The organism is Exiguobacterium sp. PvP048, assembly GCF_040549175.1.
Lineage (GTDB): Bacteria > Bacillota > Bacilli > Exiguobacteriales > Exiguobacteriaceae > Exiguobacterium_A > Exiguobacterium_A artemiae.
The window spans coordinates 482,630-499,171 of record NZ_JBEPSU010000001.1; the positions used below are offsets into that span (position 1 = coordinate 482,630).

General features: G+C 47.2%; 15 protein-coding genes. 6 read left to right on the forward strand and 9 right to left on the reverse strand.

Annotation, left to right across the window (positions count from 1 at the left end):
- Window positions 1-86: 86 nt before the first annotated feature.
- The gene (gene dnaE / locus ABIC15_RS02420; RefSeq protein ID WP_354019660.1) at window positions 87-3,254 is read right to left on the reverse strand and encodes a DNA polymerase III subunit alpha; all 3,168 of its coding nucleotides are present in this window, start codon (window positions 3,252-3,254) and stop codon (window positions 87-89) included.
- A 154-nt stretch (window positions 3,255-3,408) separates the two neighbouring features.
- Here dnaE and ABIC15_RS02425 point away from each other — a divergent pair, with 154 nt between their 5' ends.
- Complete coding sequence (locus ABIC15_RS02425) at window positions 3,409-3,603, forward strand: YtzJ family protein (protein ID WP_012371086.1); 195 nt, start codon at window positions 3,409-3,411, stop codon at window positions 3,601-3,603.
- Window positions 3,604-3,660: 57 nt separating this feature from the next.
- On the opposite strand, the gene ABIC15_RS02430 is transcribed toward ABIC15_RS02425, so the two are convergent.
- Entirely contained in the window at window positions 3,661-4,599 is a 939-nt protein-coding gene (locus ABIC15_RS02430; RefSeq protein WP_012371087.1) for a DHH family phosphoesterase, read from the reverse strand.
- A 66-nt stretch (window positions 4,600-4,665) separates the two neighbouring features.
- On the opposite strand from ABIC15_RS02430, the gene ABIC15_RS02435 reads away from it, so the two are divergent.
- Window positions 4,666-4,983: a YtpI family protein gene (locus ABIC15_RS02435; RefSeq protein WP_012371088.1), complete on the forward strand. Its 318-nt coding sequence runs from the start codon at window positions 4,666-4,668 to the stop codon at window positions 4,981-4,983.
- 44 nt (window positions 4,984-5,027) lie between these two features.
- Here ABIC15_RS02435 and ABIC15_RS02440 read toward each other — a convergent pair whose 3' ends face one another.
- Complete coding sequence (locus tag ABIC15_RS02440) at window positions 5,028-6,338, reverse strand: DRTGG domain-containing protein (RefSeq protein WP_012371089.1); 1,311 nt, start codon at window positions 6,336-6,338, stop codon at window positions 5,028-5,030.
- Window positions 6,339-6,494: 156 nt separating this feature from the next.
- On the opposite strand from ABIC15_RS02440, the gene ABIC15_RS02445 reads away from it, so the two are divergent.
- Window positions 6,495-7,598 (forward strand): M24 family metallopeptidase, encoded by a 1,104-nt coding sequence (locus tag ABIC15_RS02445; protein WP_354019661.1) that lies wholly within the window; start codon window positions 6,495-6,497, stop codon window positions 7,596-7,598.
- Window positions 7,599-7,657: 59 nt separating this feature from the next.
- Here the strand turns inward: ABIC15_RS02445 and ABIC15_RS02450 are convergent, their stop codons facing one another.
- Window positions 7,658-8,383, reverse strand: coding sequence for an SDR family oxidoreductase (locus ABIC15_RS02450; protein WP_354019662.1), 726 nt, complete (start codon window positions 8,381-8,383; stop codon window positions 7,658-7,660).
- 152 nt (window positions 8,384-8,535) lie between these two features.
- On the opposite strand from ABIC15_RS02450, the gene ABIC15_RS02455 reads away from it, so the two are divergent.
- On the forward strand, window positions 8,536-8,973 hold the full coding sequence (locus ABIC15_RS02455; protein WP_026827730.1) for a universal stress protein: 438 nt from the start codon (window positions 8,536-8,538) through the stop codon (window positions 8,971-8,973).
- 108 nt (window positions 8,974-9,081) lie between these two features.
- Here ABIC15_RS02455 and ABIC15_RS02460 read toward each other — a convergent pair whose 3' ends face one another.
- Window positions 9,082-9,687: a 3D domain-containing protein gene (locus ABIC15_RS02460; RefSeq protein ID WP_233494505.1), complete on the reverse strand. Its 606-nt coding sequence runs from the start codon at window positions 9,685-9,687 to the stop codon at window positions 9,082-9,084.
- A gap of 387 nt (window positions 9,688-10,074) precedes the next feature.
- On the opposite strand from ABIC15_RS02460, the gene ABIC15_RS02465 reads away from it, so the two are divergent.
- Window positions 10,075-11,013 carry an IS30 family transposase gene (locus ABIC15_RS02465; protein ID WP_354019663.1) on the forward strand — a complete coding sequence of 313 codons (939 nt, stop codon included), beginning with the start codon at window positions 10,075-10,077 and terminating at the stop codon, window positions 11,011-11,013.
- Between the two features lie 63 nt (window positions 11,014-11,076).
- Here ABIC15_RS02465 and ABIC15_RS02470 read toward each other — a convergent pair whose 3' ends face one another.
- From ABIC15_RS02470 to tpx, 3 genes are all read right to left on the reverse strand, one after another.
- The gene (locus tag ABIC15_RS02470) at window positions 11,077-12,288 is read right to left on the reverse strand and encodes an acetate kinase (RefSeq protein WP_012371095.1); all 1,212 of its coding nucleotides are present in this window, start codon (window positions 12,286-12,288) and stop codon (window positions 11,077-11,079) included.
- Between the two features lie 120 nt (window positions 12,289-12,408).
- Window positions 12,409-13,317 carry a class I SAM-dependent methyltransferase gene (locus tag ABIC15_RS02475; protein WP_012371096.1) on the reverse strand — a complete coding sequence of 303 codons (909 nt, stop codon included), beginning with the start codon at window positions 13,315-13,317 and terminating at the stop codon, window positions 12,409-12,411.
- A 104-nt stretch (window positions 13,318-13,421) separates the two neighbouring features.
- Window positions 13,422-13,928, reverse strand: a complete 507-nt coding sequence (gene tpx / locus ABIC15_RS02480; RefSeq protein WP_318091171.1) for a thiol peroxidase — start codon at window positions 13,926-13,928, stop codon at window positions 13,422-13,424.
- Between the two features lie 164 nt (window positions 13,929-14,092).
- Here tpx and ABIC15_RS02485 point away from each other — a divergent pair, with 164 nt between their 5' ends.
- Window positions 14,093-14,908 (forward strand): NAD kinase, encoded by an 816-nt coding sequence (locus tag ABIC15_RS02485; RefSeq protein WP_012371098.1) that lies wholly within the window; start codon window positions 14,093-14,095, stop codon window positions 14,906-14,908.
- A 34-nt stretch (window positions 14,909-14,942) separates the two neighbouring features.
- Here ABIC15_RS02485 and ABIC15_RS02490 read toward each other — a convergent pair whose 3' ends face one another.
- Window positions 14,943-16,502, reverse strand: a complete 1,560-nt coding sequence (locus tag ABIC15_RS02490; protein ID WP_354019664.1) for an amidohydrolase — start codon at window positions 16,500-16,502, stop codon at window positions 14,943-14,945.
- Window positions 16,503-16,542 lie beyond the last annotated feature (40 nt).

Below are 16,542 nucleotides of genomic sequence, written 5' to 3' on the forward strand. Positions count from 1 at the left end.
TTCCTGACGCATGCGTCATTTCCTTATTCCGGCGGTCATTGGTCAGACCAATTACCCCTTATTATAACAAATCTTATTACCTACTACTAGTTCGAACGCGGCACATTTTTCAGGATGATATTCGCTTCCCCGAAGCGAATCCGGAGTTGGGCCATCAATTCCTCTTCCTGCTGAACGGCATAAATTCCCGGCAACGGCTTGGTTTCATTCGTATCGGCATAACGTACGACGACCGGAATATCACCCGGGGCCGATTCGAGCATCCGTTCCAGAACAGCGAGATCATTTTTAGACGGCAGTTTGACGAATAAGACGTCCTGCCCCAAAGGACGCAACCGCTCGAGGACGAATTGACGATCTCCCTCACGTTCCTGCACCTTCACTTCAATCAACAGCACGTTTCCGATATACAACGAACGTTTGAACGCGGCATACTGTTGCGGAAAGACAACGACTTCCTCCGTCGTATACCCGTCGACGGCATGAATGACTGCCATTGTCTGGGCACGCTTCGTTTTGAATTCACGGATTTGCTCAATATAACAAACCAAGTAGTTGGTTTGATTCCCTTCCAGCGAGAGGGTTTGGAAATGTGTCGTCTCAACAGGCGGCTTCATCGCGGTCATCAACGGAGAATAGGTCAGCCAAAATCCAAGTGACTCGCGCTCAAGGCGTGCCCAATCGGTTGCTGTCCGGTTCGTTTGTGTTGTTGTTTTTCTCCGTCCAAGGCTTGCGAGTTCGTCCGGAAGCAGCGTATTCGAAGCCATCGTAAAGTAGTCGAGGACCTCCTGTTCTGCAAGCCCCCGGTCTCCATGAGTCGAACGATCAAACGCCCCGCTGTACAACAACAGCTCAATCTTCGCCCGTTCCTTTTTCCCCCACCCGACTGCCGACAATAACTGTGTGATCGTCTGCGAGGTTTTCGCGGCTTCACGTAACGTATGAAAGTCTTTTTCCGTAATTCCCCGAAGCGTCTGAATTCCGAGCCGGATTCCTTTGCCTTCTAATGTCGAACGGAAATCCGACATCCAAATATCGGGCGGCAATACCGGAAGCCGTTTTTCCCGCATGACGCGGACGAGACGTTCCAGTTGATCAATCGATACCAATGAAAAGATTTGCGGATAATGGGCTTTCATATATCCGAGTGCATAACTGATTTTGGTATAGGCAACAGCATGACTGCGATTAAATCCATAACCGGCAAACCGTTCGATTTGATCGTACAACGTTTCGGCAACCGTTAAATCAAAACCGTTTTGCAATGCCCCTTCGATAAAACGTTTCTTTTCCGCTTCTACAGACTGACTGCTTTTTTTCGAAATCGCCCGCCGCAGCAAATCGGCTTGAGCCAGCGTAAATCCGGCAACCCGGCGTGTAATCTCCATGATTTGTTCCTGATAGACGATAACGCCGTAGGTCGCGGTTAAAATTTCTTCTAAAATCGGATGAACCATTTGATAAGGTTGACCGGCTTTTCGTTTCGCATAGAGATCGATGAACTTCATCGGTCCCGGACGGAACAGTGACATCGTCGCGACTAAATCCTCAAACCGGTTCGGCTTGACTTCGCGCAGCGTCTGTTTCATCCCTGCCGATTCAAATTGGAAGATTTGATCCGTCTCTCCTTTGGCAAACAACCGTAACGTCGCTTTGTCCTCGTCCGGTATCCGTTCGACCGAGAAATCAGGGTACGCATGCTGAATCAACTGCTCCATCTGCCGTAACCGTGTTAAATTACGTAATCCAAGCAAGTCGATCTTCAGCAAACCTTGTTGTTCGATTGCCTTCATTAAATATTGTGTGACGAACCGTCCACTTGCATGTAAATCAACCGGTGTCGTCTCGATCAATTCCTCTGAACCGATGATGACGCCGGCAGCATGAATCGAACGTTGTCTCGGTAATCCTTCAATCGCTTGAGCCAGCTGTAACAATTGACGTCGTTTTTCACTGCCCGAGAACCAGCGGTAAATGGATGCTTGTTGCTCGAGCCCTTGTAGCGTCGTCACTTTTCCCAATTGTTTTGCCGCCGCGTCGGTTTCATCTTTCGAAAATTCCAATGCCCGTGCTACATCACGCAGGGCGGCTTTCGCTCCAAGAGTCGATAACGTTCCGATTTGACCGACATGTTGCTTGCCGTACCGCTCGACCAGGTACTCAAGCACTTCCTCCCGCCGCGCATCTTCAATGTCAATATCGATATCAGGCATCGTGATCCGTTCCGGATTCAGGAACCGTTCAAATAACAAACCGTACTTCAGCGGATCGACAGTCGTAATCCCGAGGGCATAACTGACGAGTGATCCGGCAGCCGATCCACGTCCCGGGCCGACACGGATTCCTTCACTTTTCGCGTGGCGAACCAAATCTTCAACAATCAGAAAATAGTCCGCAAATCCTGTTTTTTCAATAACTTCGAGTTCATACTGCAGCCGTTTCGTCGCTTCTTCCCCGACATGTCCATGTGCAAGTAAACCATCGTGCGCCAACCGGTTCAGGGCGTGATTCGAATCATCCGTCACCTGTGGAAGAGGACGCGATTGAAACGGTAACGTCAGCGTCTCCTGCGACTCCGCCCACCGTGTTAACAACCGCAATTCCCGGTCCGTAAACTGATCCTGTAATTCTTCCGTCAGTTTAAGATGAGCCGATCGGCTGACCTTTTGTTCAGCGAACATCGTACCTTCGTCAATGGCACGCAGGGCTTGAAACGCATCTGCCTCTTCGCGAAAGAGATAACGGACGGGATCAATCGGAATCGTTTCAATTCCCAGGGCATTTGCCGCTTGACGGTATCGTTCCCTGCTGTCGCGTTCAACAGTCGAACGGACTGCCTTGACACCAAGTAAAATCGTGGCTTTGTGTGCTGATCCCATCCACTGGGCGACGAGACGCCGCAAGCGCGCTTCATCTTCCGGTGCCTGACGTTTCGGTTCGAGGACGGCAATCAGCTCCGAGTAATCTTCAACCGGCATTTCACTGGCCAGCCGGTAAAGTACTTTTAATCCAAGGCTTGTTTTCGCATACCATAGAATCGTAAGTTCATCCGGTTCTATGACTTGTTCGAATCCGACGATCGGAATCAGTTCCCGTTGCTTACAGCCTGCCATAAATGCCGGGACGCCTGTCAAAGAAGTCTCACAAATCGCCGCAGCCGAAAAGCCGCGTCGCTTCACTTCATCGAGATAACGATCCATCCGAATCGTACTTTGCAACGGACTGTATGCTGTACGGACATTTAGTTGGACCATCCTGTTTCCTCCATCCTCACTTGATTATATTTCGCCTGTAAATGAAACGTTTTCAGAAGTTTCATATCTATGTGTTTCTCAGTCTCGCCATCCCTATCATTTTTCGCTACAATAAAAAGAGAACATCATGACTTGCACGGAAGGAGAGTTTGCCATGATTTTAAACCGTAGCCAAATCGCTCGTGAAAAAGTGGAACAACTGAAATTAGGGGTCACCGCTTTTACCGAGACTGAAGAAATCGCTGAAAAAATTCGTAAGTCTGTCAAAGAACTTGAATTGAATGTCATTGAAGATCATACAGAACGGGGAACTTGGTTCATCCCCCAGGAAGAGGCTACCACTCATTGATGCAAAAAAGGCTGTTCGCCATGTATCCGAAACAGGATGATGGCGAGCAGCCCTTTTTTATTCGAAAGTAAAGGCTTCTGCCACTTCATTTAAACGGGATACGACCTTATCAACTTCCGTTAAATTCTTGATTGTTGCACCTGATGCCATCGGATGTCCGCCCCCATTGAATTCTTTAGCCACCTCATTGATGACGGGCCCTTTCGAGCGCAGACGGACACGCACTTCCTTATCTGTTTCGAGGAACAAGGCCCATGCTTTTAAGCCTTTCAAGCCTGCAAAACTGTTGACAAGAAGAGAGGCCTGTTCAACGGTCGCATCGAACGTCGCCAACGTATCTTGCGTCAACACGACGTAACCGACGCCTGCTTCCGTCAACTGGATGTGTTGCAACACGTAACCTTGTAACTGTAAAGCGACTAGTTCCGTCTGATACATATTTCGATAGAGCCAATCCGTATCAATCCCTGTATCAAGCAGTTGCGCCGCGACGGAAAACGTCCGGCTTGTCGTCCCTCTGAATTGGAAACGACCTGTATCTCCAACGATTCCTGCATAAAATTGAATCGCTGCAGCGGCCGGGATATCGTACTCCCATTCATTTAAAAGATGGACCAACAGCTCTGACGTCGAACTGACGGTTGTATCGACAATCTGAACGTCTGCGTAAGGATCTTCATCCGGATGGTGATCGATTTTAATCGTCTGTTGCCCGTTCAAGGCTTCCGCTCCATCAATCCGACCTTGATTGGCTGTATCCAGTACAATGACAAGCGCCTGTTGATATTCTGTTGCGTCCACCGAATCAAGTTCTCCCATGAAGGAAAGTGAAGCCGCCATTTCACCCACGGCCTTTATTTTTTTATCAGGAAATCGTTTTTGTAAAACTCGTTGCAGTCCAAACTGACTGCCTAACGCGTCCGGGTCTGGACGTTCATGACGATGAATGATGATCGTGGATGCTTGTTCAATCAATTGTCTGATTTGTTCTTTCACAGTGCACAGCTCCTCTAAATATTGATATGATACAAACAGATACAGAAAGAAAAGGAGGTCATCCATATGCAGTTTGTTCTCATTCTGTTAATCGTCTTGTCACTCGGCGGATATCTGCTTGCCAAACGACGTGCGTTTCATACGAAAAGCACGAACCGAAAATTTTTATTTAATACGCAAGCGAGCATCTGGCTCAGCTTGTTCGTCATCTTGTTTGCCGTCAACCAATTCGTCTCCGGTGACGGATTGACGACGACAATCGGAAAAGTCGTCTGTTCGATTTTGATTGTCATCGGTGTTGCTTCGTTCATCGCCGGCTTCATCCGCTATAAAAAAATCTATCCGTATGTCGTCCGTGAAATGGAACAGACGGAACAGTCCTAAAAAAGACGGTATCTACCGTCTTTTTTTGTGGCCTGTTAGTTACGTTATCGATCAATCAGTTGCGAGGTCACGAGGGCTTTCGCAACGATTTGTGTGCCTTGATACATCTCGACATCTACTTTTCCGAACTTCCGCCCGACATCAAAGACATTTGCCCGGATCGTGATCGTACTCTCGATTTGGACGGGTTTGATGAAATAGATACTGACATTCTCGATGACCAGGTCGCCTTTTTTCATATGACGCAACATCCGGGTCGCCCCTTCGACGAGCAAAGTCGTCAACACGCCACTTGAAGCCGTTCCCATGAAGTTCGTCATTTGCGGCGAGACTTCCAGTGAAAGGTAAGGTCCTCTCGCATCTTCCGCCGCCTTGATTTGTCCGGTGATCAAATCATCAAACGTTTCACCGACTTGCGGCTGGCGGTTCGCAAGTTGCAGGGCTTTCAGTACATCCTGTCGGCTGATGATCCCGAGCAACCGGCCGTATTGATCGATGACCGGTAACATCTCAATTCCTTCCCACACCATCTGATGCGCGGAATTCGTCACACTCGTCCGGATTCCGACCGTGATCGGATGACGGGTCATGACTTTTTCGACGGGCCAATCGTGCGGACGGTCAATGATATCCTTCGCCGTCACGACACCGACAACCTTCATCTGTTCATCAATGACCGGATAACGATTATGTTTCGTCTGTTCATTGAGTTCATGCCATCTGGAAATCGGATCGTTCGTTTGTAAATAAAACGTATCGTGTAAAGGAATCAAGATATCGGAGACAAGCAGGATTTCTTTTTTGATCAATCGGTCGTAAATCGCCCGGTTGATCATCGTCGCGACAGTGAACGTGTCGTAAGACGTTGAAATGATCGGCAGCTCCATTTCGTCCGCCAACCGTTTTGCGTCTTCCGTCGTATCAAACCCGCCGGTGATCAGGACCGCTGCTCCTGCATCCAAGACCAGTTCATGTGCTTTTTCCCGGTTTCCGATAATGACGAGACTGTCGACATCGATGTAACGCATCATCGCCTCCAGCTTCATGGCGCCGATGACGAATTTCGTCAACGTCTTATGCAGTCCGTCACGTCCTCCGAGAACTTGTCCATCGACGATATTGACGACTTCCGCGAACGTCAGCTTTTCAATATTTTCTTTTTGTTTCTTTTTGATGCGAATCGTGCCGACGCGTTCAATCGTTGAGACGAACCCTAAATTTTCCGCTTCTTTGATGGCACGGTAGGCCGTACCTTCGGATACCGTTAAGTCCTTTGCAATTTGCCGGACGGATATTTTGGCGCCCACATCGAGATCCTCAATGTGCCGGATGATCTGTTCATGTTTTGTAGGCATGCTGTATCCCTTCTTTTTCCTATATTCTACTCTTCTGTCATTATACTGTACTACTCCAACGAATGAAAAGTGTACTAGTCTCGATTTACGAGAAATGTTTTCCATTTCCAACGATGGTATACTGAATCATGAAACGAACAGAGAGGTGGAAACGATATGTTAGAACGGACAAACCAGATTAGTCGTGTATTAAAAGAATCAGGAATTGACGTTGCATTGATTACGTCAAAAGCGAGTGTATTTTATTTTTCAGGTGTCTATGCGGAACCCCATGAACGCGTGATGGCTGTCATCGTTGATGCGAACGGAAAACGTGCTCTTTTCTGCCCTGCGCTCGAGGCAAACATCGTCGCCGCAAGTCCATGGGACGGTGAAGTCATTACGTATGCAGACCATGAACATCCATTTGATAAAATCAGCGAAGCCCTTAAAACATTTTCGATTTCCAATAACCGGATCGGTATCGAGGGTGAACATATGACGTTCAGCCGGTTCAAAGAGTTGGAAGCCCGCCAGGAAAATGCGGCGATTCTTGATATTGGTCAGCCTTTACAAGCATTACGCCTTAAAAAAGATGCTCAAGAAATTGAGATTCTCCGTGAAGCAGCCGCACTCGCGGACGAAGCGATTGAAATCGGCAAACAGGCGATTCGTCCCGGCGTCACGGAAATGGAAGTCATTTCAACAATCGAGTTTGAAATGAAAAAGAAAGGTGTCCGTGAGATGTCATTCGACACGCTCGTTTTATTCGGAGCGAACAGCGCCGATCCGCACGGTGTCCCAGGTGACCGTGTCATTCAAGAAGGCGATTTCGTTCTGTTCGACCTCGGTGTCGTATGGAAAGGATATTGTTCAGACATCACCCGGACTTTCGTTTACGGAGAAGCCAGTGAAGAACAACAAACCATCTACCAAACCGTTCTTCAGGCACTTGAAGCTGCAACAGAAGCCAGCCAGGTCGGCGTGACCCTCGGCACATTGGATCAAGCAGCCCGGAACGTGATTGATCAAGCCGGTTACGGAGACTACTTCACGCATCGTGTCGGACACGGTCTCGGCATCGACGTGCATGAATTCCCGTCACTCGCATCAAACAATTTGCTGACAGCAGAAGCCGGCATCGTCTATACGCTCGAACCGGGTATCTATGTTCCAAACGTCGGCGGAGTACGAATCGAAGACGATATTCATCTGACAGAAAACGGTCCTGAAGCTTTGACACACTATCCGAAACATCTTCAGTCCATCCCGTCCCACTAAAAAAAGAGATCAATTCCGGAATCAGTCGGAATTGATCTCTTTTTTTGCCTTCCTCTTCTTCAAGGACGTGATTGATGGACGACATTGACGCCACCGGTCACATCTAAAACTGCGCCTGTAATCAGACCGGACTCTTCCGCCAGTAAAAACGAAATGGCTCGGGCGATATCTTCTCCGACACCCGTTCGTCCGATAGGTGTCTGATCATCCGCTGCCGCTTCTTCAATCCGCTTCGATTTATTGTCCCCTACAATATTGCCGGGATTGACCATATTTACTGTGATGCCGTGTTCCGCCTCTTCAAGGGCAACACTTTTCGTCAGACTGACCATACCGCTTTTCGCAGCGGCGAAGGCAGCCCGTTCCACCCACCCGGGTGCAGAAGCGCTCTCCGGAAAACCGTATGTAACGATACGTCCGTATTGTTGGTCGCGCATGATTGGAAGGATTTTTCTTAACAACCAAAAACTGGCCGTCAGGTTACCGGTTACTACTTCATTCCATTCTTCATCCGAATATTCGACGAGCGATTTCCGTTCGAAGATATACGGCCCCGCATTTAAAATCAACGCATCAATCCGATCGTGGACAGCCATCGTCTGTTCAACCGCCTCCATCAATTGATCTTGATTTGTCACGTCTGCTTGAATCAAATGAAGCCGTTCATGGGAAAATGTCGGTTGCGAGCGGTGCAGTGCCGTAACGTGCCAACCTTCTTCAAGCAAACGGCGGGTCACCATCTCACCTAATCCTTTTGTTCCTGCTGTAATTAATGCGTGCCTCATCTCGGCATCGCCTCCTTTCATCTCTTTCCATCTTACGGGTTCCGCTGTCGAAGAACAATTTTAAAATCTCCTTAAATGTTCCTCACCTTCTATTTAAGGGAATGGTATAATAAGGGTGTAAAATCAGACGAACACGAAGGGATGGATACATGATGGCAATCGTATATCATAACATTTTAGTAGCAGTCGACGGATCAAAAGAGGCAGAACGTGCTTTTGAAACGGCGATTGACGTCTCACTTCGAAACAATGCCAAACTCGTCATTGCTCACGTCATTGATACGCGGACTTTCGCGACTGTCGAAGCATACGATCGGACGATCACCGAACGTGCCGAATCCTATGCGAAAGAACTGCTTGATGATTACGTCAAGACGGCTCAAGAACGTGGTGTCAAAGATGTTGAAGTTGCTATTGAATACGGTTCCCCTAAAGTAACCATCGCCAAAAAGCTTGCACCGAATCATAACGTTGATTTGATCATCTGTGGTGCAACCGGTTTAAATGCTGTCGAACGTTTCTTCATTGGTAGTGTCTCTGAAAGTATTACCCGTTATGCGAAATGTGATGTCTTAATCGTCCGCCTTTAATTGAACTTATTTTCAGCACTCCCTCTAAAAAGAGGGGGTGCTTTTTTAAGACAAAAAAAAAAAAAAAAAAAAAATCAATCGCACCGATGTACGATTGATTGAAAAAACTTATTTGTATTTAACAGTGACGTTACGACGACCCCAGTTAAAGGCTTCGGCACGTGAGTAGTACAGAATATCCATCTTCTTGCCTTTGATGGCACCGCCTGTATCTGCTGCTGTGTACGTCCCTTTTAATTTCCCTTTGTAATACACTTTTACTGTTGAGCGAAGCGGAATCACGCGTGGATCAACTGCTACGACTTTCTTTTTCGAACTCTTGATGTTCCAACCGATAGCTGTTAAGTTACCGCTGCCTGGATCATATGGTGTATAAGCTGTCGCACTGACGTTTGTGATTGTTTTCCATCCGCCTGTTGATTGTTTCTTCGAACCGCTTGATGTAACGACTTTAGAATAACGGGCACTGAGGTAAGCTGTTTTTCCTTTATAGCTGACTTTATACCAGTTTCCTGTTTTTGCTTTGTACGGCAATGTTTGATTCTTATATAGAAGACCGAGTTTCTTGGACGCTGTTGTGGCTTTCTGGCGAACAATCAGACTATCGACCGACGACTTGACATTTTTTTTAGTTGCAGCTTCCGCTTGAAGACCTGCAAACGAACTGAGTGCTAACAAGACTGCTAAAACACTAGCGATTATTCGTTTCATCATCATGTAATCTCTCCTCCATAATTGTTCCTGTTTTGTAACTTACATTAATATACATGACAAAATGGAGCAGTGCCGTTACATATAGACCACAAAAAGATGACGCGATTGTTACTTTTGTGTTACAAAAGACTCATTTTTAACGGTTTCGAACCGTTTTTACGACAATAACCGGTTTAACTTTCGTTTTCACGTTTTTTATATGACAACTGTTGTAACAAACGTTTTTAACAACAGCGGCAACCCTTCTGTTTTTAGTCTGTTCAGATGATTTTTTTCAAACGACGAATTGTAATATTAAGTGCAACACCTAGCTGAAAACACAAAAAAAACCCATAACGGCCTCGTGTAGAATAGAGTTACCACACAAAATTCAACGGAGGATTCGTTATGAGCTATATTCATCTTACCATATCAGAAAGAGTCAAAATAGAGACGTATCTCGAGCTAGGTTTCTCTGTCCGAAAGATTGCGGGACGCCTGGGGCGTCAACCTTCTACGATTTCACGAGAATTGAAACGAAATCCTCATTACGATTCTTCTCATGCTGACCAGCGTTATGTGGAGCGAAAGAAGAAGTGCGGTGCACGTACGAAGTTTACGCTCGAAAAAGGAATCTGCATCCTCGAAAAATTACGGGAGACGTGGTCCCCTGAACAAATTGCCGGACGATTATTCCAAGAAGAAGGACTTTCGTTCAAGACAATTTATCGTTGGATTTATAGTGGCCTCGTCGAGGCCGATTCTGGACTTCTTCGGCAAAAGGGAAAGCGTCAGAAACCACGTGAGACGCGCGGACGCTTCAACGTCGGACTGCCAATCAGTAAACGTCCGTCCGACGTCAAAGGGCGTCAAATGTTTGGACATTGGGAGCTTGATACTGTTGTATCGGGTAGAGGAACGTCAAAAGCCTGTGTCGCAACGTTCGTCGAGCGAAAGAGTCGTTTTTATCTCGCTGTACCGATGGAAAATCGGTCCGCTCAATCGATGGAGTCTGCGATTCAAGCATTACATCTTTCCTTCCCGTTGGGAACGTTCCAAACTGCGACGACAGATTGTGGAAAAGAGTTTAGCTGTCATGAACGAATTCGTGACACGTTAGGCTTACCCATGTATTTTGCAGATCCGTATTCTTCTTGGCAGCGTGGTAGTAACGAGAACGCCAATGGTCTTCTCCGTGAATTTTTCCCGAAGGGGACAGATTTCGGAAAGGTCAGTCGTTCTGAAATCGCTCAAGCGCTCGCCTGGATTAATGGGAGACCACGAAAATGTCTTAACTGGAAAACTGCATACGAGGTCTTCACGGAAGAAGTGTTGCACTTAATTTGACAAACCGTCAAACAAAAAAACGCCTGAACACAACTTTCGTTGTCATCCAGACGTTTGATTTACTTATGCGTTTTGTTCAACCAATCCACCTACACGAACTGTATCGCGGGCAATCATCAATTCTTCATTCGTTGGAATGATGATGACTTTGACCGGTGAATGCGGATAGTTGATGAATAATTCTTCGCCGCGTGCACCGTTGTTGAGTGATGGATCCCAGTAAACGCCCATGAACTCGAGACCGCGTAAGACACGCTCACGGATCGAATCCGAGTTTTCACCGACACCTGCTGTAAAGATGATCGCATCGACTCCGTTCATCTCGGCTGCATATTGTCCGATGTAGCCGTGGATCCGGTTCGCAAAGATGCGAAGCGCCATTTCTGAACGGTGATTTCCTTCTTTTGCAGCTGTTTGGACATCACGCAAATCGCTTGAAAGACCAGACAGACCGTAAATACCAGATTCTTTATTCATGACGTTCAAGACGTCTTCTGCTGTTTTCCCTGTCTTCTCCATTAAGAACGGAATCAGAGCCGGGTCAAGTGAACCAGACCGCGTACCCATTGTAATTCCTTCAAGTGGTGTGAAGCCCATCGTTGTGTCAATCGATTCACCGCCGGCAACGGCTGCGATTGACGCTCCGCTTCCGAGGTGACATGAGATCAGACGCAAGTCTTGTAACGGACGGCCGAGCAGTTCAGAGGCACGTTCTGTGACGTACTTATGGCTTGTTCCGTGGAAACCGTATTTGCGGATGCCGTACTCTGTATAGTACTCATACGGCAGACTGTAAAGGAAGTTTTCTTCCGGCATTGTTTGGTGGAACGCTGTATCGAAGACTGCGACTTGCGGTACGTTTGGCAAGATCGCTTGGAATGCGCGAATCCCGATCAAGTTTGGTGGAATGTGCAACGGACCGAGCTCCGTGTACGATTCGATATCTTGCATGACGTCTTCTGTAATGATGACAGAGTCCGCGTATTTTTCCTTCCCGTGTAAGACACGGTGTCCGACACCTTTAATCTCATCATATGATGAGATGATGCCGAATTCCATCAGCTTCTCAAGTGACAATTCAACTGCTTCTTTATGTGTTGCAAGTGGAAGAACGTCTGTGAATTTCTGTCCTTCTCCGTATTTAATCGTAAAGATGGCATCGTCTTTTCCGACGCGCTCTACTAAACCGACTGCAATCATCGTTTCGTTCGGCATCTCAAGTAACTGGAACTTCAGTGACGAACTACCGGCGTTTACTGCCATAATCTTTGCCATGATTTATTTCCCCTTTTCCATTCAAATCGATCGACATTCACATCTGTATGAGTCTTGCTCTTTTTCTGTTCTACACTAGAATAGTCAAATTAACGACAGATTTCAATCACTTTGCGCATTTCATTTTAATTCTGTGTTAATCCATTCATCAATCTGTTTCACCATTCCGCCAAACGCACGGGCATCCGTAAACGACGGTAACTCGGCCAGTAATGCTTGTTTCGGCATCGTCATGCCCGCCAAGTGGTTCCGGACTATCAGATAACTTTTAGCCGCTTGCTCCTGTTTAAACATCGTCAATGGTAATTGGAGGATTCCGACGACATGTGCTTTCGTTTCGAAATACTGCTTCAGTTTACCTTCTGTATCATGTTGAAAAAGTCCATTCGGAATGACAAACACACCAAACCCGCCCGGCTTAACATAATTCATCGCTTGTTCAATCAACAGGAAGTGACTGTAACTCATGCCTTCGTCCCGTTTTAAAACGTACGTTTCTGAAACTTCCTCATCCGGATAGTAGCCAATCGGCAAGTCTGCCATCGCCAAATCGACCGGATCAAGTAGGAGCGGACGTAATGCATCCTGATGCGTATAGTTGACCGGATAATCCATTAATTCCGAAACCGATGCCGATAATCGAATCAACGTTTCATCCACTTCGACGGCTTCGGCAACCGTATCTTTTGGAAGTTGACTGAGGACAGCATGCAACATGCCGCCGGTTCCGCTTCCGAGATCAAGTAGACGGACATCCTCCTTCTTGATTAATTTCCCGATTAAATAACCCGCAAACAATGCAACGCTGTCCGGTGTCGGCAAATGATTCGGTTGCGCTTGTTTCATTCCTTCAAGAATTGCGAGGGAAACCGCTTTGCGGACTGTTTCCGGTTCCACGTTTTCCGTATGCCGCTCATTTAAGCGGTCAATGACTTCCGTTAATCCTTCAAGATAAGGCATGTCCAAATCACGTTCTAACTTACGTGCTTGTTGCGTCAGTTCTTTATATAATTTTTCTAACGATTCCATATGTTTCCCACCCTTTCCAAAACGAAACGGCCCCCGCACTTCTTGGGAGCCGTTTTTTCTCATTACTTTCATTGTAGCGGTTTTACGCTGTTTGTAAACTATTCTTACTTCGTTGCTTTTGCACCTTTAGCAGCCGCAAGTGCCGAATCGAAATCAACTTCGTTCGTTGACTCTTCTAAATATTCCGCGTAGACGACTTCATTTGCCGCATCGATGACGAATACAGAACGGGCGAGTAAACGAAGTTCTTCGATCGCTACTCCGTATTGTGTACCGAATGACAGATCACGGTGGTCAGACAGTGTGACGACATTATCGAGGCCACTTGCTGCACACCAGCGACGTTGTGCAAACGGTAAGTCGTTGGAAATCGTCAAGACCGTCACACCTTCGATCGCTGCTGCCTCTTCGTTGAATTTACGAGTTTGGGCATCACAGACACCTGTATCGATTGACGGTACGACACTGATGATGCGGACTCCTTCATACGTATCGCGTGTCACCGGTGAAAGGTCGTTTGCTAGAACCTCAAAATCCGGTGCCTCTTGTCCGATTTCAACAGGTGTTCCGATTAATGTGATTGCGTTGCCTTTAAATGTTGCCATGTAAATTCCCCATTTCCCAATAGATTCATATGTCGTTTTCCATTCTACTATAAAAATACTGCCACGATAACACAAGATTTCTGCCCGTGCTTTAAGCTATCAGTACCGATTTTTGTCAAAGACAGGTATAATGAAAGAGTTCATGAAACGCTTTCAAGGGGGAATTGACCATGGCTCGAAACAATGTCTACCTGTATTACCGTAATAAACAAAGACACGAGACGCAGGTACGTAAACTGATTGAAGTAGGAAATCGGTATGGATTGAACGTCGTCCAGGATCACAAACAAGCCAACATCATTGTCTCTGTTGGCGGAGACGGTGCCTTTCTTCAGGCGGCCCGCTTCACGGGATTCCGGGAAGATGCCATTTATGTCGGGTTTGGTGAAGGACAAAATTCATTTTACTGTGATTTCGACATCAACGATCTGTCTTCAGTCGAAGCGATTTTCAAAGAAACCGGCAGCCGCGCTTCAGAAGGCGAAATTGAAGTCCGCCGCTATCCGTTGCTTGAAGCTTCGATCAACGGTGGTCCAGCCATGCTGTGTCTGAACGAGTGTTCCGTTAAATCGAGCATCATCAAGTCACTGGCAATCGAAGTTTACATTGACGGTTTCCTGTTTGAGACATTCCGCGGGGACGGTATGGTCATCTCGACACCAACCGGCTCAACGGCGTACAACAAATCATTGTCAGGTGCCATCGTCGATCCATTGATCCATTGTCTGCAAGTCAGCGAGATTGCGTCCGTCAACAACAACCGTTACCGGACACTCGGTTCAGCGTTCCTCTTAAACCGCGGTCGGAAATTGTCTTTACGTATCATCGAAGACGGCAACGACTATCCGATCATCGGAATGGATAATGAGGCGCTCAGCTTAAAACGGACAGATTCTGTCGATATTCAATTATCGGAAAAAGAACTGAAGACCGTTAAATTAACGAATAATACATTTTGGCATAAAATCCAACGTTCTTTCTTATAAAATAAAAAAACTGCCGATTGGCAGTTTTTTTATTTTAATTCATGACCGGTGCCGACTCAAAGACTGTTTTACCTGCTTGAACAGTTTCCAGCAAGCGGTTGTGCAAAACAGCTTCCCCGCGTAACGTATAAAAATCCTGTTCGAAAATGACGAAGTCCGCGTCGTAACCCGGAAGCAACATTCCTTTTCGTCCGTGGGTGTCCGTCGCGATATGCGGATTTTTCGTAAACAATAATAACGCTTCATACATCGACAAAACTTCATTCGTTTTATTGATGTTCCCTGCTGTTCCGGTCGTCGCGGCATACAAGGCCCGCCGGACATCCGGATTCGAGATCGGCGCATCCGATCCGCCACATAGAAGCGCTCCCGTTTCCCCCAGTGACTTCAATCGATAAGCCCAATCGAGACGGTTCAGACCAAGACGTTCCTGCGCAAAATCTGCATCATCGAGCAGGAAGACAGGTTGGACGTCAATCAAGACCGGCAATTTACGAATCCGTGCCAATAGTTCCGGACGGACGACCGTCGCATGAATGATCCGGTCCCGTGTTCCTTTTGGCGCCGGATATTTTTCGAGGACGGCGACAAAACGTTCGACCGCCAAATCGCCGATGACATGTGCCGCCACCGTGAAGCCGTAACTCCGGGCCCGTTTGACGAGTTGTTCCAATTGTTCCGGCGAATGGACTTCGATGCCGCGTGTCGTCGCATCATCCGAGTATCCTCTGCCAAGCAGTGCTGTTCGTCCGCCAAGCGCTCCGTCTACAAAAAGTTTCATTGCGCCGGTCGACAGGGTCGATGGCAACACGGGATTCATCTGAATGAGTTGATCGATGACTAAATGATGAACAAGCAGATGGGCATGGAAGCCTGTTTCTTCCGTCACCTCCCGGTATGCCTGCAGGACTTCTTCTAAATCACCGTGATACGCTAAATCTTCCGTATGCGCAGCAATAATTCCGTGACGGTACAAGTCTTTGATTGCCGACCGCAACGAGGATTTATTCCGCTCGACCGATCCGGATTGTAAGGCGTACAGCGGTTCAATCGCTGCATCGTAAAGGAATCCGTCTGCTTCTCCTGATTCAAGTAATCCGATTTTCCCGCCTTCGACGACAGTTGAGGCTTTATACCCCAGCTGTTTGAATAACACATCATTAACGAGGACTGTATGCCGATCCGTCCGCTTTAAGAGCGCTGGTTCTGTCGGGAACAGTTGGTTTAACCATGCTTTCGTCGGCGCCCGGTCAAGCTTCGTTTCATCGTACCCTTCCGCCACATGTAACCCGTTGATTGCCTCTGCCTCAACAAATGCTTTTCCTAATTCCTCAAGTGTCGCATAGTTTGATGCATCGACCCGCCCGATCGCTTCTCCGTATCCGATTAAATGAATGTGCGCATCCGTGAAGGCCGGGTAAACAGCTTTCCCGTTCAGGTCAACGATTGACAGAATCCGTCTTCCGAACCGCCGGCGTAACTTTCCTTCTTCCCCCATTGCAATGATACGCGTTCCTTCAACGAACATCGCCGAATGAATGTCTGTTTCATGCGACATCGTTCGAATGATTCCGTTCACATACAGTTTCCCCATCTCAATCGCTCCTTTTTTTACAAAAACAGGGTGACCTGGA